This is a genomic window from Rhodococcus sp. JS3073 (genome assembly GCF_026810085.1).
GTDB classification, from domain to species: domain Bacteria; phylum Actinomycetota; class Actinomycetes; order Mycobacteriales; family Mycobacteriaceae; genus Rhodococcus_F; species Rhodococcus_F wratislaviensis.
The window spans coordinates 107,784-128,098 of record NZ_CP113952.1; the positions used below are offsets into that span (position 1 = coordinate 107,784).

The window sequence follows — 20,315 nt, forward strand, 5'->3', positions numbered from 1 at the left end:
ATCGCACAACTCACCCTGCTGTTCTTTGCTCCAGCCTTTAGACCAAGTTCACAACCGGAAGCCTGTGACAGTCGCAAAAATAAAAGACCTAAAAACTTGACCAATCGTCCTTTGTTGGTGAGACTGGGCTCATCGTGGTGACCACGGTCACGTGTTTGGAAAGGAACCTGAAGTGGGCAACAAGGTAATCGTCACAGGCGGCGCGGGGGTCATCGGTCAGGCGATCTGTCGTCGGCTGTTGCAGAGCAACTACACCCCGGTCGCAGCGGATGTGAAGCAGGCGATCGACGCCTTCGATCCGGGCCAGGAAGGACTGCAGGGCACCATCGCCGTGGCGATGGACGTCACCAGTCGCGAAAGTGTTGAGAGCGCCGTCGATTCGGTGACCTCCGGAGACGAGACGCTCGCGGGTGTGATCAACTGCGCTGGCATCCTGCGGGACTCGTTCCTCGGCGAGCTCGACGAGGCCAAGCTGGAGTTGATGTTCCAGGTGAACATCGCCGGCATGGCCCGGGTCATCGACGTCGCGGCACCCTTGCTGACCGAGGGCTCGGCCATCGTCAACGTCGGCAGCCTCACCGGGCACTTCGGCCGGTTCCGCGGCGCCTCGGTGTACGGCGCCACCAAGGCCGGTATCGCCGCGTACACCCGCTACCTGGCCGAGGAACTCGCCCCGCGCGGCATCCGGGTCAACAACGTCGCCCCCGGCGTCATCCGGGCCCCGATGAGCCCGTCGATGGCGCGGGTCTCCGGCGGTGAAGAGGTCAGCGCCGGCTACGCGATGCTCAAGCGGATCGGTGAGCCGGAGGAAGTCGCCGAGGTTGTGGAGTTCCTCCTGTCCCCGCGCGCCTCCTTCATCACCGCGCAGACCCTGCTCGTCGACGGCGGTGTCACCGCATGGTGACCGCGAACGATCTCGCGACCGCTCCCGCCGAGATCTGGGGCGGCTCGGTCGAGGCCGCCAACGACGAGGCGTTCCGCCGCCTCGACGACGCTGACCCGTGGGTGGTCGACGTCCGGCCCGCGCGCGAGGTGCTCCCCGCCTACCGCGACAACCTGGTGCTCACCTCCGGCGCTCCGATGCCGTGGGAGGCCTACACCGGTGGGCAGCGCGAAGCGCTGATCGGTGGCGCCCTGTTCGAGGGTCTCGCCGCCGACCGCGACGAGGCGATCGCGAAGTTCGCCGACGGCAGCATCGAGATCGGCGCCTGTCACGACTACAACGCGGTCGGCTCGCTCGCCGGGATCTACACCGCGTCGATGCCGGTGTTCGTCGTCGAGAACCGGACCCACGGCAACGTCGGGTTCTGCAACTTCTACGAGGGCAAGGAACCGCGGCGGCTGAACTACGGCTGCTACGACGAGGGCGTCCACGAACGGCTCGAGCACGTCAACACGGTTCTCGCGCCCGTCGTCGGTGAGGCGATCCGCCGCCGCGGCGGCATCGCGCTCAAGCCGATGATCGCCCGGGCGCTGCGGATGGGCGACGAGGTGCACAGCCGCAACGCCGCCGCCTCGATCCTGTTCAACCGGGAAATCCTGCCGTCGGTGCTGGACATGATCGAGGATTCCGTGCCGGGGGTCCGCGAGACCATGCTCCACCTCGCCGAGAACGACTACTTCTTCCTCCGGTTGTCGATGGCCGCGGCGAAGGCCTCCGCCGACGCGATGGTCGTCCCCGGCTCCACCCTCGTCTCCGCCATGGCGTTCAGCTGCCGCGGCTTCGCGATCAAACTCGCCGGCCTCGGCGACACCTGGTTCGAAGGACCGCCCCCGATCCACCAGGGCAAGCTCTTCGCCGGGCACACCGAGGACGAGATCACCTGGATGGGCGGCGAGAGCCCGATCACCGAGACCGTCGGACTCGGCGGCTTCGCGCAGGCCTGCGCACTGTCCTTGCAGGATTATCAGGGCGGCTCCCCCGAGGTGATGATCGAACGCAACCAGGAGATGTACGAGATCACCCACGGCGAGAACAGCACCTACCGCATTGCACTGTTCGGTTTCCGCGGCACCCCCACCGGCGTCGATGCCCGCAAGGTCCTCGACACCTCCGTCCTTCCGGTCATGGATGTCGGTCTGGCCGGTCGGGACGGGGGTCAGATCGGTGCCGGTGTGATCCGCGCACCCCGCGAGTGCTTCGTGGCAGCGCTGGACGAGCACAGCAGAAGGTATGGTCAATCATGACCGCGAATGCGCAGGATCGGCGGTCGTTACCGCTGACGTTCACCGGCCGGGTGGCGTTGGTGACCGGAGCTGCCTCGGGTATCGGCCGCGCCACCGCCGCCGCGCTCATGGCCGCCGGAATCCGCACGATCTGCCTGGACCTGCGTGAGCCCGAGCCCTTTCCCGGGGTTTCCACCGCCCTGCAGGTCCGCTGCGCGGCCGACGTCACCGACGTCACCGCGTTGCGGGCGGTGATCACCGAGAACACCGGCCCGGACGGGTTGAGCTACGTCGTCAACTGCGCGGGGGTTCTCGACGACACCGGATTCTCGAACATCTCCCGCCAGTCGTGGCTGCGGTGCCTCGAGGTGAACCTCGTAGGCGCTTACAACGTCGTCGATGCCGCCGGGGACCTGCTGCGCAAGTCCGAGGCCGGTGGGGTGGTCAATGTGACCTCGATCGAAGGCGCCCGGGTGGTGGCGTTGAGTAACCCGGATCCGACCCCGCAGTACGCCGCGTCCAAGGCCGGGCTGGCCATGCTGACCCAGTCCGCGGCCCGGGCCTTCGCCGCCGACGGGGTCCGCGTCAACAGCGTCTCGCCGGGCTTCGTTGCCACGCCGATGGCGCTGGCGGCCGCGCACGAGGACATCGACGCTCTCCCGCCGTCACTGGCTCCGCGCGTTCCGCTCGGTCGTTTCGCCAGGCCGGAGGAGATCGCCGATGCCGTCGTCTTCCTGCTCAGCGATCAGGCTCGGTTCATCACCGGGTCCGATCTCCGCATCGATGGAGGGTTCACCCTCACATGAGCACCCTGAAGCCAGTCTCACCCGTGGTGGCGTACGAGGCGTCACTCGGGAGAAACGCACGCTTCGGCACTTGGGAAGAACTGGCCCAAGGGACCTTCCGCACCGCCGTCGATCGGTTCCGCCGAGGGCTGCGCGACGATGCGGCCGCTCTGGTCGAGGTCACCGTCCTCGAGGCCGAGGAACTACGAGAAATCTACGAACAATGGCCGAACCGGGCGATCGAGTGGATCACCGCGCACGGCGCTTCGGCGGACGACCTCGACGCGGCGGTTCGCCGTCTCACCGATCTGATCGGTGAGACGGCGATGGCCGGCATCGATGCGGAGTGGGGACAGTTCGTCCAGGCCGTCGACGTGGCGAGCGAACAGTGCCGCCGCAACGACCCCGCAGCGCCGGAAAGCATCGAGAATGCCCGACTGGTCTGGTTGGGTATCCACGACCGGGCGGTCGACCGTATCTCCGGGACGATCGACATCGCGGTCCGCCTGATCGGTGAGTCGTCACTCGGCGACCTGTGGAATTTCCTCATGAGCGACTGGTACGACATCCACGCCCGCCGCTACTCGCTGACGAACCAGAGTTGGGGCGAATCGGCGCACCAACTGATGGTCGCCATCGTCGATGGATTCCATGCCCACCTGACCGGGGTCTCCCGACAGGGTGACATCGAGTTGATCGACGAGCCCGATCGCATCGGTTTCCGATTCGCTCCATGCGGGTCCGGTGGTCGTTCGCTCGATCCCACCATCACCGCCGACCAGCCCCGTGCCGATGCCCCGTTCGGCTTTGCCGTCACCACCGAACCTCATGACTGGGCGTGGAACAAGCGCGGAATCTGCTCCTACTGCGTGCACTGCTGTCTGCTCAACGAGGTCATCCCCATCGACCGCCTGGGCTACCCGACCAGAGTGATCGACCCACCGACCTGGCCGGACAGCCGTGCCGACGCCACCTGCACCTGGTGGGTCTACAAACACCCCTCACTCGTCCCCGATGACGTCTACCGCCGCGTCGGACGCGATCCCGAACTCCGCCCGAAGGACCACAACCATGGCTAATCACGTTTCGATGACACAGCTCGAGGTCCCCGACTACGACCTCGGTCTGCGCGGCAAACTCGTCAAGTCGGACAAGACGACCAGTCCTGCGAGCCTCTCCTTCTGCACCATCATCTACGGTCTCTCGTTGACCGACGAGGTGACCGACACACCGTTCAGCAACGCCGAAAACGGCTACCCCGACATGACACTCGTCCCCGACGAGAGCACCCGGATCGATCTGCCGTGGCGCCTGGGAACGCAAGCGGTGATCGGAGACCATGTCACCGCCGACGGGCGTCCCTTCGAAGCGTCGCCTCGGGCGGTACTCAAGTCGCTGATCGAACGGTACCGCGCACTCGACCTCGAGCCCATGCTCGGCTACGAGTACGAGGTGTGGATCTTCCGGGAGAACACGGACTGCGAGCGGGGCGATCTGACCCGGTTCCAGCCCTTCGGAGCGACCGAGAACGCCTACAGCCTCACCCGTGCGGCCGAGATCGACCGCTTTGCACAGCAGTTCATCGACAGGATGAACGAGGTCGACATCGAGATCGAGGCATTCCATTCCGAACTCGGCCCCGGCTTCTTCGAATTCACTCTCACCCCGCAGCCCGCGCTGCGGGCGGCGGACAACGCCGCGCGCGCACGCCAGTACCTGCGTGATCTGTGCGCCGAGCATGGCCTTCGCGCGAGCTTCATGGCCAAACCGTTCGCCGACAAGTCCGGCGCCGGCGGCCACGTCCATTCGAGCCTCGGCCGCGGCGGCCGGAACGTCTTCGCCTCCGAACCCGGCAAGCTCTCCCCGGAAGGCGGCCACTATCTCGCCGGGCTGGTCAGCTCGATGCCCGACCTGGCGCTGATGTTCAATCCGTTCGTCAACTCCTACAAACGCATCACGCCCGGAATGTTCGTCGCGGAAAAGGCAGCCTGGGGATACGACGACCGCAGCGTCGCCTGCCGCGTGCTTCTCGACGGCATCACGTCAGCGCGTGTCGAACACCGCCGTCCCGGCGCGGATGCGAACCCCTACGTCGTCGCCGACGCACTGCTCGCCGGCGGTCTCGACGGACTCCAGCGATCCCTCGAACTTCCCCGCTCGGGCTCTGATGATGCGGGCGCGGTCGACCTGCCGAGCAATCTCGCGCAGGCCATATCACTGTTCGAGCCGTCGACACTGGCCGCCGACCTGCTCGGCAAGACCTTCACCCAGTCGTACGCGGCGACCCGACGAGCCGAACTCGAACGATTCGAACAGTGGATGCACAACTCGATCACCGACTGGGAACTGTCCCGACACCTGGAGCACCAGTGAACACACACATTCAAACCCTCGACCTCGATCAGTTCGAGGCACTCGCCTCCACCGGGGAGATCGACACAGTCGTCTGCGCGACCCCAGACCCGTACGGGCGACTCGTCGGTAAACGACTGACCATCCAGGCCTTCCGCTCGTTGGGATTGAACGGTGACGGAATCAACGCCAGCAGTTTCATCTTCGCCGTCGACCTCGAGATGACTCCGCTCAACCTCCCGGTGTCGAACTCCGCCAACGGGTGGGCCGACATCCGACTGGTTCCAGACCTGACCACCCTGCGGCGGGTGCCCTGGGAACCGAACACCGCGCTGGTGATCTGCGACGCCTACGAGTGCAGCTCGGACACGATGCTCAGTGTGGCGCCCCGCACCATCCTGAAGAGGCAGATCGAGCGTGCCCACCGAGAAGGACTGGAGTTCAAGTTCGCCTCGGAACTCGAGTTCTTCCTCGCCGCCGTCGCACCCAACGACGCCTGGCGGGCCGGCTATCAGGACCTGAAGATGCTCTCGAACTACCGATCCGACTATCAGATGATCCAGTCCGGGCGGGACGACTGGTTCATCCGCCAGATCCGAAACCAGATGCCGCAGTTCGGGATCTCGGTCGAATCATCCAAGCCAGAGTGGGGTCTCGGCCAGCAGGAGATCACCCTCGACTATTGCGACACCCTCGAGATGGCCGACCGCCACGTCCTGTTCAAGTACGGGATCAAGCAGCTCGCGCACCAAGCTGATTTGACGGTGACGTTCATGGCCAAGCCGAAGATCGACGACGTCGGATCCTCCTGCCATCTGCACGTGAGCATGTGGTCGACCGAATCAGGAAAGCCCCTGTGCTGGTCGGAGACCGCCGACGGTGGAATGTCGGCGCAGTTCGGCTCGTTCGTGGCCGGCCAACTTCACAACGCCGTCGACATCAGTCTCCTGTTCGCTCCGACAATCAACTCATACAAGCGGTTTCAGCCGGACCAGTTCGCCGGATCGGCCATCGCACTCGGCGAGGACAACCGTTCTTGCGCCTTCCGTCTGGTCGGGCACGGACCCTCCTACCGGGTCGAGAACCGGATCCCCGGGGCCGATGTCAATCCGTACTACGCCTACTCGGGCACCATCGCCGCCGGACTCGACGGCATCGAGCGCCAACTGCCGACTCCCGGAATCTTCAGCGGAAACGCCTGGGAAGGAGGCGAGGTCGCACTCGTACCGACGTCGATGCACCGCGCGATCGATCTGTTCGCCAAGAACAAGATGGCGCGTGCCGCCTTCGGCGACGAGGTCTACGAGCATCTCCTCGCCTCCGCCCAGGCGGAGCTGACCTCCTTCGATTCCCACACGGTGACCGACTGGGAAACTCGCCGCTACTACGAACGTGTCTAACACCTTTTCCACGAAAGGACCGCCATGCCATTGGATCCCATCGCCCAGAAGATGGTCGACGACTCCCGTGCTTCCGGGCGACCGAACGCCCACCTGCTGCCAGTGGAGACCGCACGGCAGAACTTCGAAGACACCTTCGGGGCCCTGACCAAGCCCGCGATCCATCGCACCGTCGACGTCGAGATCCCGACCCGCGACGGCGAGAGGATCCGCGGCCGGCTCTACCTGCCCAGCGAGGCGACCGACCTGCCGCTCACCGTGTACTTCCACGGCGGCGGCTGGCTGCTCGGAAGCATCGACTCCCACGACGTCACCACCCGGTTACTGGCGACCACCTCCGGCAGCGCCGTGCTGTCGGTCGACTACCGCCGCGGTCCCGACTACCGCTTCCCCACCGCCGTCTACGATGCGATCGACGCCCTCGAATTGGCGATAAGCGCTGACGCCCAACTGCCGGTCGACACATCCCGCGTCGCCATCGCCGGCGACAGCGCCGGCGGCAACCTCGCCGCCGCCGTGACGCTGCATGTGCGCGACACCGGAAAGGCGCGCCTACGCCACCAGCTGCTCGTCTACCCCGTCACCACCTGCGATCTCGACCGCGGATTCGACGACGAGTACCAGGGAATCATGCTCGAGCGCGACGAGATGCAGTGGCACCAGGACAACTACCTGCCCTCCTCCGACTTCGCACAGGACCCACGGGTGGACGTGTTGTCTGCCGATCTGAGCGGGCTGCCCGACACCACAGTGATCCTCGCCGAATGCGATCCGATCCGCCCGCAGGGCGAGCTTTACGTCGAAGCAGCACAGGCCGCGGGCGTCGCGGTCGAGGTGCATCAGACACCCGGCATGGTGCACGGCTTCTTCGGCCTCGACGAGGTGTTCCCCGCGGCCACCGCCGCCATGGAGTTCGCCGGTTCCCGGCTGGCTCGCGCCTTCGATCAGGAGCTCGTGCGATGACCCGCACCGCGCTCGTCACCGGTGCGGCCGGCGGGATCGGGCTGGCCACGGTACATCGTCTGGCCAAGGACGGTGTCCGGGTCGTGGCCACCGACGTCAAAGACCGCGTCGACAATCTGCCCAGCGGCGTCGAATACGTGGCTTTCGATCTCTTGGGCACCGAGGGCTTCGACGACCTGTTCACGTCCTTCTCCGACGACGGCCTGGACTACCTGGTCAATGCGGCCGGAGTCGCGTTCTTCGATCGCGACGGATCGACGTTCGACATCGACGAATCCATCTGGGACACCACCCTCGGCATCAACCTGCACGGGCTGCGGAAGGTCACCCGGGCCGCGATCCCCCATTTGCGACGTGGTCGGGGCCGCAGCATCGTCAACGTGGCAAGCGTTGCCGGGGTACGCGGGATGGATTCTCCCCTCGACGCCTACCAGGTGAGCAAGGCCGCCGTGGTCTCCTTGACCCATGCCCTGGCGTTGCAGCTGGGCCCCGAGGGAATTCGGGCCAACACCGTGTGCCCCGGAGCGATCCTCACCCCGATGATCGACTACCTCTACGAGCGGGCGCCCGAGCGCCGCACCGACATGGAGAACCGGACACCGTTGCGCCGGCTGGGCCTCCCCGAGGACATCGCGGCCGCTGTCGCCTTCCTGCTCTCCGACGAGGCGTCCTTCATCACGGCAGTCGACCTGGTGGTCGACGGCGGTTGGACCGCGCAGGTCAAGTAGCGGCGCTGCGTGGTCGGGACTCGGAGATCCGATCCCGGCCACGCTCACACGCGCACCACCCCGGGGAGAGCCGGTCCATCCCGGCCGCCCCAGAAAGACCCCACCTGCATCAGCGAATTTCCCTCCGGGGATTGACATTCACCCTAAAGGCCTAAATACTGAACCAATAGAGGTTTGGGGTTGGTCCACAAGGCCCCAGCCTCCGGCCCCAGTACCAAGCTTTCAGACAGGAGAACGCCATGGCACCCAGCGCACGCGGGCGGACCACAGCACGAGTTGCCATCATCGGTTCCGGATTCAGCGGCATCGCAGCCGCGATCGCGCTGAAGAAGAAGGGGATCGAGGACTTCATCATCTTCGAGCAGTCGCCGGGACTTGGTGGCACCTGGTGGCACAACCGGTACCCCGGCGCCGAGGTCGACCTCGAGTCGCACATCTACTCGTTCTCCTACGAGCGCTACGACTGGAGCCGCACCCACGCCGGCTGGCAGGAACTGCAGGGCTACCTCGAGCACGTCGCCCGCAAGTGGGACCTGCACCGACACATCCTCTTCAACGAGAAGGTCGAGAGCGTGACCTGGTCGGACGAGAACCACGACTACGTCGTATCCACCGAATCCGGTACCGACCACGGCCGGTTCATGTCCGTCGTCAGCGCCGTCGGCTTCCTCAACATTCCCCTTTATCCGCCGTTCGCTCGCGAAGCGACCGACTACGAGGGTGCTCTCTGCCATACCTCGCGGTGGATCGACGGCCTCGATCTGACCGACAAGGCGATCGGCGTGGTCGGCACCGGCTCGTCGGCGGTCCAGGTGGTCACCGAGGCCGAAAAGGCCGGCTCCGAGGTCAAGATCTTCCAGCTCGAGCCCAACTGGCTGATGCCCAAGGAGAGCCGGGACTTCACCGAACAGGAGCGCAAGCTCAACCGCTTCGCACCGGTCTACGCCTGGCGCCGGTTCAAGCTGTACGCCGACTACGACAAGCGGCAGTACCGGGCCAGCCACGCCCGCGCCGACGGACGGACCAACAAGATCAAGCGGGGACAGTCGCTGGCGTTCATGCAGCGCGAGCTCGGCGACCGCCCCGACCTGATGGAGCTGGTCACCCCGAAATTCGCCTACGAGGCCCGGCGCACCGTGGTCAGTGACACCTACTACGGGGCGCTCAAGAGCCCAAAGGTCACGCTGGTCCCCCACGGCGTCAAGGGTCTGACGCGCACCGGCGCCGTCGACGCCAACGGCGACGAGCACAATCTCGATGTCATCATCCTCGCAACAGGCTTCGACGCCTCGAACTACCTCGGCAACTACCGGGTCCGCGGCGAGAACGGTGCCGACCTGCACAGTCAGTGGGAAGGCGAGCCCGAGGCCTTCCTCGGGATGATGGTGCCCGGGTTCCCGAACTTCTTCATGATGTACGGACCGAACACCAACGCCAGTCCGCTCGTCTCCTTCTACGAGGCTCAGGCAAGCTTCGCCGCCGGGCTGATCTCCCGTGCCGCCAAGAAGGGCCGCACCAGAATCTCGGTGCGGCGCTCGGCGTTCCTGATCTACAACGATTGGGTGCAGAACGCGTTGGGTAAGACCGTGTGGGCGACAACCCGCAACTACTTCCAGTCCGGGAGCGGCAAGATCGTCTCCCAGTGGCCGTTCAGCGGATCGGCCTACATCACCCTGACAAAGCTGCTCCGGCGGCTGGCCGTCAAGACCGACTGACGACCCTGTCCACTTGCCGGCACCCGCGCCCGCCCCGATCAGGTGCCGGCAACCTACTCCAGCCGTTGGACACCGGCTGGACCGTGGGAGGGGAAGCTACTCGGAGCTTCCCTCTCGCATCGGCGCCACAACGCCGTGGGAGAACCGCCCGCCGCGACACCACCGTGTCGCGGCAGGGTACACCGCGTTCCCCGCGAGAGCACCACTCCACCGCACCAAATGCCGTGTCGAACGAAGATCACCGGTACACCGTTGCGACAGAAGACTCTAGACCCGTGAAACAGGCTGGATGCCAGCCACACCCATGACGGCCGACGTCAGTCGAGAAAGAGATAGCCACCATGACGAGCGCAGCAGATACCTCCGAACTAGCGGCGTTCGCGCCGAGCCCCGAGTTCACCGCAACGGCCAACGCCGGCCCCGATCTCCAGGCTGCCGCCGACGAGGACCGTCTCGCATTCTGGGCGAAGCAGGCCGAGCGCCCGCCCCTAGCGTTCTCGTTGAATGACGTGGACTGGTTCATGACCGAGTTCACCGCGGTCATGAAGGAGCTCGCATGAACGCCGCCGGCAGCTATCGCGAAGCCTTCGACGCCAGCGCTACAAACCCCGACGGGTTCTGGCTCGACGCCGCGTCCGCGATCGACTGGACGACCCAGCCCACCCGCGCACTGGACGGCTCCGCGTCCCCGCACTATCGGTGGTTTCCCGACGGCCGGCTCAATACGTCGTACAACGCTCTCGACCGTCACGTCGCAGCAGGTGCCGGTGAGCGCACGGCGCTGATCTACGACTCCGCAATGACCGGCACCCAGCAGAGCTTCAGCTACAGCGAACTGTTGGACCTCGTCTCGCGGTTCGCCGGAGTGCTGGCCGGGCGTGGTGTTACTGCAGGCGACCGCGTGATCATCTACATGCCCATGATCCCCGAGGCCGTGATCGCGATGCTCGCCTGCGCGCGAGTCGGCGCCGTGCACTCGGTTGTCTTCGGAGGGTTTGCGGCCAAGGAACTCGCCGCACGTATCAACGATGCCGAACCGGTTGCCGTGCTGACCGCATCCGGCGGCCTCGAACCTGGGCGAACGATCGAGTACCTGCCCATCGTCCACAGGGCCCTCGAGCTGTCCTCGTCGTCACCATCGACGGTGATTGTGAAAAACCGCGAGCAAGTGGCGGGCAGTGCCGCCGATCACGACGGCTGGCTCGACTGGGATCAGTTGGTCGCGAAAGCCCAGGCCCTCGCCCCAGTGCCGATGTCGGCGACCGACCCGCTGTACATCCTGTACACCTCCGGAACCACGGGCAAACCGAAGGGTGTCGTCCGCGACAACGGCGGCCACGCCGTCGCACTGGCATGGTCGATGAAAAACATCTACGACATCGGGCCAGGCCAAGTAATGTGGGCCGCCTCGGACGTCGGATGGGTTGTCGGAAGCTCCTACATCGTCTACGCACCGCTCATCGTCGGGGCCACCACGGTCCTCTACGAGGGCAAACCGGTCGGCACACCCGATGCAGGAGCATTCTGGCGGATCATCGACCAATACAAGGTCGACGCCCTGTTCACCGCACCAACAGCCCTGCGCGCCATCCGCAAGGTCGATCCCGACGCCGCAACGCTCGCCGAATACGACATCGCATCACTGAAGACCCTGTTCGTCGCCGGCGAGCGCCTCGACCCCGACACCTACGAATGGGCGACCACGACGCTCGCACGCCCGGTAGTAGATCACTGGTGGCAGACCGAAACCGGATGGGCCGTCTGCGCGAATCTGCGCGGCCTCGAACCAATGCCGATCAAAGCGGGCTCACCGTCCGTGCCGGTCCCCGGCTTCCAGGTCGACATCGTCGATGCGGGTGGCAACCGAGTTTCCACCGGCACCGAGGGCAACATCGTCATCAAGCTTCCCCTGCCGCCCGGAACCCTCGCAGGGTTGTGGCGCGACGAAGAACGATTCGCGAAGTCATATCTGTCCACATTCCCCGGCTACTACCTCACCGGCGACTCCGGATACGTCGACGAGGACGGCTACCTGTCCGTCCTCGGACGCACCGACGACGTCATCAACGTAGCCGGGCACCGCCTGTCGACGGGAGGCATCGAGGCCGTGATCGCCTCGCACCCCGCCGTCGCCGAGTGCGCAGTCATCGGCATTCACGACGAACTCAAAGGCCAACGTCCCAGCGGATACATCGTGCTCAAGGCGGGCGCCGACATCGAGGACGACATGCTACGCGACGACTTGGTCGCGATGGTCCGCGACCAGATCGGCGCAGTAGCGTCCTTCCGCGACGTCACCGTCGTCCCTGCACTGCCCAAGACACGATCTGGAAAAATCCTGCGAAAGACTATGCGGCAGATCGCGGATGGAATCGACTACACCGCCCCGTCGACCATCGAAGACGCCTCCGTGCTCGACGTGTTAGCACCAGTCCTACGCCGGTCATGACCAATGCATCACCCGACTGCGAGCCGGTCTGTCCTCACCTATCGGTCTCGATCTGGGTGCGGCAACTCCCGAGGAGACCGCGATTTCGATCCTCGCGGAGATCATCTCCCTCCGCCGGAGCGGCACCGGTCAGCGGCTCGGCGGGCTAAAGGGACCGATCCACGGGTCGGTGCATGCTGACCGAGAACGCCTCTGGTTCCGGCGTGCCGGTTGAACGATCTCATCCACCGGTGACTGCGGCCTTCAAGAATTCGGCCGAAATGGGCTGCCGATCCGACGGCCATCGACCGTTGATCTGATCGTCCCGCAGCGCAGCAAGAACGGACCGGACGTGTTGTCCGCCATCGACCAGATACCGGATCATTCCGAATTCGGCGCATCGCACGGCCACCGGCAGGAGTGTCGCCTTGGCCTCGCCGACGCCGCCGGCGGCGAACTGGCAGGCAGCGAGCAGTCGTGAGCGATGCCCGAGGGCGATCCCGCCCTTCGAGTTCGGTCACCCACTCCGCCGCCCAGGCGCAGGCCAGTTCACGATCCGGCGGCTGTTGCGCGAGAAGAGTCCGGATGGAGGTGGATTCTTCGAGCTGCACCGTGATCTCATCTATTCCGTCGGTAGGACGTCGCCGCGCCGAATACTCGACGCACTCGAACCCAGGCCGCATAGTAGCTGAAGGACACCGTCATTCGCGTCGTCAGCTGTTACCGACGCCGACCGAGGAGGCGAAATGGGCTGAGCGCCGTTCTGCGGCCACCAGGGTCCGTTTTGGCCAAAGGACATACCGGCACACGCGAGAACGGCGCTCCACGACGAACCTGTCAGTTTCAGAAATCGGCTGCACGGATTCCTGTGGTACTCCCGGTGAGTGCAAGGGTCTTCCGAAACCGGGGATCAGAAGTCCTGTGCACTATCGCCCGTCGTGGCATGCCGGTGAGGTTCCGATGCGTGATCGTTCTTGATCACTCGACAAGGCGATTCAGTCGGCTACCGGTCATGCCCGGACTCGGAGACCCGATTGTCAGTTATGCGCGGAGACCCGGGAACTGGTCGTGCGCGGGCCGAGGGTTTCCGGGGTCAGGTCGCGGGCGGCGCCGATCGTGGCCAGGTCGGCGGCGAGGTCTCCCGGGTCGTCGAGGAGTCGGCGTACCGCGACTCGAATGGCCGCGGCGGTGACGGCGTCGCCGTTGCGGCCGATGAGTCGGTCGAGCCGGACCAGCGTGGAGCGGGTGAGGTACACGCGGGTGCGGCAGGTCAGATCGGTGCGGGCGTCTTCGCGGAGCACCGGGTGGCGGAACCGTCCTGCCGCGGTGAGGAAGCGGTGCAGTGCGACGCGGACGATCGCGCTGCGGTCGGTGTGGAACTGGTGGGCGAGTTGGTTGAGGCGAGTGCTGGTGGCGGGGTCGAGGTCGAGAGGTCGTTCGGCCCAGGGGATGCGGCGGGCGTCGGCGGAGGCCCGGCGGGCCTGGTCCAGTGCTTCGGGCACCCGGTCGGGGTCGGACAGCAGTCGGCGTGCGGCGACCCGCACCAGTGCCCCGAAGCGGCGCGGGCCGATGCCGGCGGCCAACTCCTCGAGGCGTTGTTTGGTGGTCGGATCGAACCGCAGCGGGATCGGATCACCCACCGGTACGCGGCCCATGTTCGTCTCGCTCATCACCGGCCATCGTTCCGGTACGTCCGGGGACCTCGATTCGCACCCCACGGCACCCACCGCCACCACAATCGGTCACTGCGCCACGGCGAGCCCCGTTGCTTCCGTATTTCGAATTCCATCGCCACCCTGAAATGTCGGGTGTTGCGACGACCGATAGAACCCAAGGGGTGGGTGCTGGGTCGCGGGAGTGTGAATGCTTCAGGAGAGGTTGAGCGGTGTGTACGGGGTCGGGGGCGGCGGTGTGTACTGGCTGACTGGGACGTCGCCGATGGTGCCGAACTGGTCGAGGTCCATGCGGAACACGACACCGTGCTCGAGGTCCCATTCGTAGGTGCCGAAGCCGTTCTCGGTGTGCTGCGGCACCACGGTGTCTGTGGGCTCGGCGTGGTTGTCGATGCTGCTCTGCGCGTCCTCCATCATGTTCCAAACATTACAATGTCACATTGTTAGGTTGCAACTCGGGGCAACGGCTCCAGTTGCGGTGTCACGCCACAGGCTCGAGCAGGTGGGGGCCATTGTTGCGCGGGGAATTCACCGCGGTACTGACCTCGTAGGTCTGCAGGACCGGATCGGGCACCGACGCCAACAGGGCTTGGACGTCATCCTTGTCGGTGAGGGTCGGGTCGAGCCAATGCTCCTGGAACGTCTCCGGCAACACCACCGGACAGCGGTCATGGATGCGTCCGAGCGCATCGGTGGCCGGCCGAGTCAGGATCGTCGCCGTCCACAACCAGGCATTCGGGTCGTCCTCCGGCAGCTCACGATCGCGCCACAGCTCGTAGAGTCCGGCCATCGCGAGCACCCCGTCGCCGTGCAGGAAGTGCGGGATCTTCTTGCCGTCGCGTTTCTCCCATTCGAAGTAGCCGTCGGCTGGCAACAGGCACCGCCGTTTCGAGGCCGCGGCCCGAAACGAGGGGCGCTCGGTCACGGACTCCGAGCGTGCGTTGATCAGGCGGCCGAGCTTGGCTTCCTTCGACCACGACGGCACCAAGCTCCAGGTCAGCGTCCTGATTTGCTTCACCGGGGCCGCGTCCGGCTCCTCCCGGGGCGCCCGTTCGAGGACCGCCCGGATCTGCTGGGTCGGGGCGATGTTGTAGGACGGGCGCAGCTCGTCACCGACGACCTCGTCGACGTGGAAGATCGAGCGCAGTTCCTTGTCCGTGGTGGTACTGGCGTAGCGGCCGCACACGTTCACCCTCCCTGGTCGCATCTTCTGCCCCGATCTAACACGCCATGACCGACGCGAGCGCGGCGACGGACGCATTAGCCTCGATGGTGGGTCGGGGCCAACCTGCCGAAGGAACGTGCCATGGTCTGCGACCCGGGGTGCTTCTCCCCCTTCCATATGCCCTGGCTGTGGCCGTTCTGGGGTGTCCTGTTTCCGGTGCGACGGGGTACCTCTACATTCCTGCCGACGCAACGATGATCGAACTCAAGGACCTTCGCCTTGAGCCGACGGGAGGCTAGTCATGAAGATCTCGGAGTGGATGTTGATGTATGGAGGCGAATTCGGATGGTGGTATTGGGGCATCCCAGCATTGTTCGGATCATGACCTACTCCCGCCAACCCCGGGATGTGGCCGCCGTTCCGACCCGGCGCCCACACGGGCCGGAATATCACCCGGCACCCGGTCGTTGAAGAGGCTGACGGTGGCGGGACATACCCCGGGTACCACACCAGAAAAGTCGCTGCGAGCGACCACTTGGGACTGCCCCGGCTCTGGTTGACACCTGACCTGTGAGGGATCTGCCCTCACAGTGGAAGGATGATCGACATGCCGAAGCCGTATCCCGAGGAGTTCCGCCGCGACGTCGTCGCCGTGGCCCGCAAACGCGAAGCCCCGCTGGAACAGATCGCGAAGGACTTCGGGATCTCCGAGACTTGCCTGAAGAACTGGCTGCGCAAGGCCGACATCGAGGACGGCACCCGACCCGGCCCCACACGGGACGAATCCGACGAGCTCCGCGAGGCCCGCAAACGTATCCGGCTGCTCGAACAGGAAGCGGAGGTGATGCGCCGGGCGGTGGCCTACCTATCGCGCGATGTCAACCCAAAATGATGTTCCCGCTGGTCCGTGAACTTGCCGCCGACGGTATCGCCGTCGCGGTGACCTGCCGGGTGCTGGGATTCTCCCGGCAAGCGTTCTACAAGTGGAACACCGATCCCGTCTCACAGCGGGATTGGGACGATGCCCATCTGATCAACGCCGCACTCGATATCCACGCCGGCGACCCGGAGTTCGGATACCGGTTCATCGCCGACGAACTACCCACCCACGGCATCGTCGCCGGCGAGAACCGCGTCCACCGGCTGTGTTCGCAGCAGCGGATCTTCTCGGTGTTCGCCAAGAAGCGAGGACTTCATCGTCGATCCGGGCCCCCGGTCCATGACGACCTCGTCAGGCGGAAGTTCACCGCCCAGCAGCCCGACCGGTTGTGGTTGACCGACATTCCCCCAAGCACTCCGTGCAGGGAGGTGCCCCCACCGAGCACTGGACCGACGAGGGCAAGCTCTACCTCTGCGCGATCAAGGACTGCTTCTCCACCCGGATCGTCGGCTATTCGATCGCCGACCGGATGACCGCGGACCTGGCATGTTCGGCGCTGCGAAATGCCATTGCGCTCCGCCACCCGGACGGCACCGTCGTACATTCCGATCGCGGCAGCCAGTTCCGTTCCGGAATCTTCGTAGAATTGCTGACCTGCAATGGTTTACAAGGATCAATGGGGAAGGTTGGGGCATGCCTGTTAACCGGCTAATCCACCGGATCGTTACCCATGAATCGACACGCCGTCCACGGAAATACTTGACCCCCATCGACGGTGGCGTTACACCTGTCTCATGACGAATCAGCACACGCTGCGTCTGGAGGCCGGCACCGACGTCGCCTGGATGTTGTCCGGGCCCAATGCCGACAACTACCCGCTGGTCAACCAATACCTCGGCTACCTCGCCGACCGAAACTATTCACCACGTACCCTGCGCGCCTACGGCTACGATCTGCTCGCATTCTGCCGCTGGCTCGAATCCCGGAACTACGACCTCGAATCGGTCACCACCAACACGGTATTGGACTTCATGCGGCATTGCCGCGAGACCTCGATCGTGGGACGCCCCGCGAACGTGCTGTCGATGACCGGCAAGCGCCTCGACCATTATTCGGCGACCACCATCAATCACCGGCTCGCCGCCCTGACCGGGCTGTTCACCTTCCGCACGCTGCGCGAACCCGACCTGCGCAACCCGATGCCCAGCGGACGGGAAGCCCGCAGAGTCAGCGCCGAGGAGCGCAGCGGTCTACTCGGACACCTGGTGCGACCGAAACGCCGATCGGTTCTACGCCTGCGGGAGCCGCGGCGACTACCACGGTCCCTGGATCGCCGGGAAACAGCCGACCTGCTCTCCAGCCTGCGGACGTGGCGGGACCGATCCCTCGCCGGTCTGATGTTGCTGTCCGGGTTGAGATCCGGAGAACTGTTGACCCTCGAAGTTACCGACGTTGACATCGGCGCCCGCTGGATACGAGTAGTGGGCAAAGGCGCGAAGGAACGCCGGGTGCCACTCGATGTGGAGGTCGCAGGGCTGATCCAAACGTATCTGCTCACCGAGCGGCCCGAATCGTCGAGCACTCGCTTGTTCCTCGTCGCCAAAGGCCCGAACAGAGGTAAGCCGTTGACGGCGGCCGGGCTGCGCACCATCTTCCGGTATCACCGGCTCAAAGCCGGAGTGCCCGCCGGGCACCCGCACGCACTCCGTCATACCTTCGGCACCGCGATGGCCGAAGCCGGTGTGGATCTGGCAGTGATGCAAGCACTGCTCGGGCACGCGCACGTCGACAGCACAGCCCGCTACATCCATTTGGCACCAACACATGTCAAGGCGGAATACGATGCAGCCCGCACACGACTACGCGCCCGCACCTGAGAGTCCGGCGGATATCTACGCCGCCTACCTGGTCCACCTCGAGCGGCGCCGTCGCGGCAACACCGCCTACACCCAAGCCGCTCGCTCGTTCCTGCGGCGCTGGCCGCAGGTCCAGCGGTGGGCCGACCTGCCCCTCGACACACGGTTGGCTGCGAACTGCTCGACCCGTCCGTTCATCACCTTCCTGATGGTCAGCCGAAGGCTGCAACCGGGCTACGACTACCTCGTCTCCCGCAAACTCGCGAGCCTCTGGCACGAACTGACCGACAGTTGCCTCGCACCGGACCTGAATCAGTTCATCTCCGCAGCATTGGAATTGGGATTCACCCAGCGCGTCGCATCGGCCATCGGGTCGCAAATCATCGCGAGGCTGCTGATTCAAACCGAACGTCCCCTGGCCGATCTACGCGAGAGCGATGTGCAGGACCTGCTGGACGCGTGCGATATTCGCCAGATGCGCACCGGCCGAGGTGCGAGGCACTACCGGAGCACCACCCACAGCGCGCGGCAGATTCTCTTTCACCTCGGGATCCTCGACAGTGAAGCCCGACCGGCAGTCACGCCGCTCACCCTCGACGAGCGGATGGCCGACGTCCCCGCGGCGCTGCGTCCGGCGTTCGTGGCCTACCTGCACCGCAAACGCGCCACCTGCGTGGCCAAGACGGTCAGCAGTCTCGCCACCCGCTTGGCGCACTTTGGCAGGTACCTCGCCGCCATCGACCCCGACATCGCCTCGCTGTCCGCGCTGGACCGGCGCCGACACATCGAACCGTTCATCACCTCACTGACCACCACCGTCAACACCGTCACCGGTGAGCCGATCACCGTCGCGGACCGGATCCGGCGCGTGCATGCGGTCGGCAATTTTCTCGCCGAGATCACCGAATGGGGCTGGGACGACGTACCCGCGCGGCGGCTGATCTTCCGCACCGATCTGCCCCGTCCGCAACGTTTCCTCCCTCGATACCTACCCGTTGATGCTGACCGCAAACTTGCTGCAGCACTGTCGGACTCGCCCTACAGACTGGCAGCCGATGCACTGTTGGTGCAGCGGGCATGCGGGCTGCGGATCGGTGAACTCCTCGACCTCGAACTCGACTGCATCCACGAAATACCCGGCCAGGGATCCTGGCTGAAGGTCCCCCTCGGCAAACTCGACTCCGAACGGATGGTTCCGCTCGACGAGGAGGTCCTCACCCTCGTCGATCGCATCACCGCCACCCGCTCACCCGGCCGACCCATGCGCCATCCCCGCACCGGGGCGCCCGCGGATTTCCTGTTCACGCACCACGGAAAGCGGCTCTCGCAGAACGCGGTGCGAGCAGAACTGGACCGAGCAGCCGAGACGGCAGGCCTTGGGCACGTCACGCCGCACCAACTCCGGCACACCTACGCCACCGCGCTCATTAACGCCGGGGTATCACTGCAAGCGCTGATGGCACTTCTCGGACACGTCTCGAGCCAAATGAGTCTGCGTTACGCGCATCTCTTCGACAGCACCGTGCGCACCGAATACGAACGCGCCTTGAACCTGGCGAAAAGCCACATCGGGCCGATGCCCACCGGCCGAACCCAGCTCCCGATCACCGACATCACCGACGGCGGGTGGAAGGACGCACCGGCGATCAAATCGCGCCTGGCCGGCGGCTACTGCCTGCGGGCACCCGCGCAAGGCTCTTGCCCTTACGCAAACATCTGCGAGCACTGCCCGAGCTTCCACACCGACTCCACCCACCTCGGAGTACTCGCTGCACAACGCGTGGATGCTCACGATCTCGCCGAAGATGCGGAAAAGCGCGGATGGATCGACGAGGCGAAGCGGCATCACACCCTCGTGTCCCGACTCGACGCGCTCATCGCGCAATCGGACACCGCATGAGCGAGAACGCCCTGGTCAGGGTTGAACGGATCTGCGCCGAACTCGCCACCACGGGACAGCCGATCACCTTCACCGCCGTCGCCGAACAGGCCCAGATCGGCCGGGCGACGCTCTACCGGGACAAGCAACTGCGCGCCGTCGTCGATGAACACCGCACCCGACAAACCGACGCCCGCACCCTGACCGGTCTCGCCACCGAGGTCGCGCACCTTCGCACCGTGGTCGAGGCGCTCGCCGCCACCGTCACCAAACACGAAGAACAACTGCGCCGCCTTCGCCGCAATCCACCGCCCCGACGATGAAC

18 protein-coding genes and 2 pseudogenes are annotated in these 20,315 nt (G+C 65.4%); 17 read left to right on the top strand and 3 right to left on the bottom strand.

Annotated elements, in window-relative coordinates:
* Window positions 1-172 precede the first annotated feature (172 nt).
* From OYT95_RS38530 to OYT95_RS38590, 13 genes and pseudogenes are all read left to right on the top strand, one after another.
* Complete coding sequence (locus OYT95_RS38530) at window positions 173-904, top strand: SDR family NAD(P)-dependent oxidoreductase (protein WP_268792856.1); 732 nt, start codon at window positions 173-175, stop codon at window positions 902-904.
* Entirely contained in the window at window positions 898-2,187 is a 1,290-nt protein-coding gene (locus OYT95_RS38535) for a DUF1116 domain-containing protein (RefSeq protein ID WP_268792857.1), read from the top strand. The genes OYT95_RS38530 and OYT95_RS38535 overlap by 7 nt, the downstream gene beginning before the upstream one ends.
* Entirely contained in the window at window positions 2,184-2,972 is a 789-nt protein-coding gene (locus OYT95_RS38540) for an SDR family NAD(P)-dependent oxidoreductase (RefSeq protein WP_268792858.1), read from the top strand. Before OYT95_RS38535 ends, OYT95_RS38540 begins: the two co-directional genes overlap by 4 nt.
* A complete protein-coding gene (locus OYT95_RS38545; RefSeq protein WP_268792859.1) occupies window positions 2,969-4,030 on the top strand; it encodes a hypothetical protein in 1,062 nt (353 codons plus the stop codon). The genes OYT95_RS38540 and OYT95_RS38545 overlap by 4 nt, the downstream gene beginning before the upstream one ends.
* Entirely contained in the window at window positions 4,023-5,324 is a 1,302-nt protein-coding gene (locus OYT95_RS38550; protein ID WP_268792860.1) for a glutamine synthetase family protein, read from the top strand. Before OYT95_RS38545 ends, OYT95_RS38550 begins: the two co-directional genes overlap by 8 nt.
* Entirely contained in the window at window positions 5,321-6,703 is a 1,383-nt protein-coding gene (locus tag OYT95_RS38555; RefSeq protein ID WP_268792861.1) for a glutamine synthetase family protein, read from the top strand. The genes OYT95_RS38550 and OYT95_RS38555 overlap by 4 nt, the downstream gene beginning before the upstream one ends.
* A 24-nt stretch (window positions 6,704-6,727) precedes the next feature.
* Window positions 6,728-7,666 (top strand): alpha/beta hydrolase, encoded by a 939-nt coding sequence (locus OYT95_RS38560; RefSeq protein ID WP_268792862.1) that lies wholly within the window; start codon window positions 6,728-6,730, stop codon window positions 7,664-7,666.
* Window positions 7,663-8,394, top strand: a complete 732-nt coding sequence (locus OYT95_RS38565; RefSeq protein WP_268792863.1) for an SDR family NAD(P)-dependent oxidoreductase — start codon at window positions 7,663-7,665, stop codon at window positions 8,392-8,394. Before OYT95_RS38560 ends, OYT95_RS38565 begins: the two co-directional genes overlap by 4 nt.
* Window positions 8,395-8,633: 239 nt before the next feature.
* The gene (locus tag OYT95_RS38570) at window positions 8,634-10,109 is read left to right on the top strand and encodes a flavin-containing monooxygenase (protein ID WP_268792864.1); all 1,476 of its coding nucleotides are present in this window, start codon (window positions 8,634-8,636) and stop codon (window positions 10,107-10,109) included.
* Window positions 10,110-10,450: 341 nt separating this feature from the next.
* Window positions 10,451-10,669, top strand: coding sequence for a hypothetical protein (locus OYT95_RS38575; protein ID WP_268792865.1), 219 nt, complete (start codon window positions 10,451-10,453; stop codon window positions 10,667-10,669).
* The gene (locus OYT95_RS38580; protein WP_268792866.1) at window positions 10,666-12,558 is read left to right on the top strand and encodes a propionyl-CoA synthetase; all 1,893 of its coding nucleotides are present in this window, start codon (window positions 10,666-10,668) and stop codon (window positions 12,556-12,558) included. The genes OYT95_RS38575 and OYT95_RS38580 overlap by 4 nt, the downstream gene beginning before the upstream one ends.
* Window positions 12,554-12,772, top strand: a pseudogene (locus tag OYT95_RS38585) (XdhC family protein); the annotation flags it as partial. The gene OYT95_RS38580 and the pseudogene OYT95_RS38585, both read left to right, overlap by 5 nt.
* A gap of 117 nt (window positions 12,773-12,889) precedes the next feature.
* The gene (locus OYT95_RS38590) at window positions 12,890-13,018 is read left to right on the top strand and encodes a hypothetical protein (RefSeq protein WP_268792867.1); all 129 of its coding nucleotides are present in this window, start codon (window positions 12,890-12,892) and stop codon (window positions 13,016-13,018) included.
* 556 nt (window positions 13,019-13,574) lie between these two features.
* Here the strand turns inward: OYT95_RS38590 and OYT95_RS38595 are convergent.
* From OYT95_RS38595 to OYT95_RS38605, 3 genes are all read right to left on the bottom strand, one after another.
* A complete protein-coding gene (locus OYT95_RS38595; protein ID WP_268792868.1) occupies window positions 13,575-14,207 on the bottom strand; it encodes a CopG family transcriptional regulator in 633 nt (210 codons plus the stop codon).
* Between the two features lie 198 nt (window positions 14,208-14,405).
* Window positions 14,406-14,627, bottom strand: a complete 222-nt coding sequence (locus OYT95_RS38600; protein ID WP_268792869.1) for a hypothetical protein — start codon at window positions 14,625-14,627, stop codon at window positions 14,406-14,408.
* Between the two features lie 64 nt (window positions 14,628-14,691).
* Complete coding sequence (locus OYT95_RS38605) at window positions 14,692-15,396, bottom strand: SOS response-associated peptidase (protein ID WP_268792870.1); 705 nt, start codon at window positions 15,394-15,396, stop codon at window positions 14,692-14,694.
* Between the two features lie 586 nt (window positions 15,397-15,982).
* Here OYT95_RS38605 and OYT95_RS38610 point away from each other — a divergent pair.
* The 4 genes and pseudogenes from OYT95_RS38610 to OYT95_RS38625 all read left to right on the top strand — a co-directional run.
* A pseudogene (locus OYT95_RS38610) lies at window positions 15,983-16,952 on the top strand (IS3 family transposase); the annotation flags it as partial.
* Between the two features lie 97 nt (window positions 16,953-17,049).
* A complete protein-coding gene (locus OYT95_RS38615) occupies window positions 17,050-18,132 on the top strand; it encodes a tyrosine-type recombinase/integrase (RefSeq protein WP_268789437.1) in 1,083 nt (360 codons plus the stop codon).
* Entirely contained in the window at window positions 18,098-20,011 is a 1,914-nt protein-coding gene (locus tag OYT95_RS38620; protein WP_268789436.1) for a tyrosine-type recombinase/integrase, read from the top strand. The genes OYT95_RS38615 and OYT95_RS38620 overlap by 35 nt, the downstream gene beginning before the upstream one ends.
* Window positions 20,008-20,313: a hypothetical protein gene (locus tag OYT95_RS38625; RefSeq protein WP_009480802.1), complete on the top strand. Its 306-nt coding sequence runs from the start codon at window positions 20,008-20,010 to the stop codon at window positions 20,311-20,313. Before OYT95_RS38620 ends, OYT95_RS38625 begins: the two co-directional genes overlap by 4 nt.
* Window positions 20,314-20,315: the final 2 nt, after the last annotated feature.